The organism is Paraburkholderia sp. SIMBA_030, assembly GCF_046535245.1.
GTDB lineage: Bacteria > Pseudomonadota > Gammaproteobacteria > Burkholderiales > Burkholderiaceae > Paraburkholderia.
The window spans coordinates 1-514 of sequence record NZ_JAWRXB010000085.1 but is presented as its reverse complement, the minus strand read 5'-3'; the positions used below and the strand labels follow the sequence as shown (position 1 = coordinate 514).

Sequence of the window (514 nt, the reverse complement as noted above, 5' to 3'; positions counted from 1 at the left end):
CATTAAAAAAATAGGTGGACACGATCGTCGCTTTCATAACCCGCCGGTTCAAGGCGACATTGCCGGGCGCTTACGCCATAGCGTCGCGCGCGCCGTCTTTCACGGCAAGCGCGGTGAACTGCGCCAGCACTACCGCGAGGGTCAGGAAGACCAGTTAGGTGCACTCGGGCTGATGCTCAATATGATTGTGTTGTGGAACACCATCTATATCGAGGCCGCCTTGAACCAGTTGCGGACGGAAGGCTATGCGGTAAAGGACGCGGACGTGGCCCGACTGTCGCCGCTGCTGCACGAGCACATCAACATGCTGGGGCGGTATTCGTTCTCGGTGCCCGACGCGGTGGCCAAGGGCGAGTTACGGCCCTTACGTGATCCGGCAGACAGCGACGCATGAAAATGCTTAACCCGGTTTTCCGTTCCACTGCGCCCCAAACCCCTAAACGCAGAAACCCCACCTTTGTGGGGTGGGGTTTCTGGTGCTGCTGGGGAGCCTGACGATTACCTACTTTCACAC

At 58.6% G+C, this 514-nt stretch carries 1 protein-coding gene; it reads left to right on the top strand.

Going from position 1 to position 514, the window contains the following annotated elements; genetic code table 11:
• The coding region (locus tag SB772_RS39125; protein WP_410838404.1) for a Tn3 family transposase at positions 1–394 on the top strand (394 nt) is incomplete at its 5' end.
• Positions 395–514 lie beyond the last annotated feature (120 nt).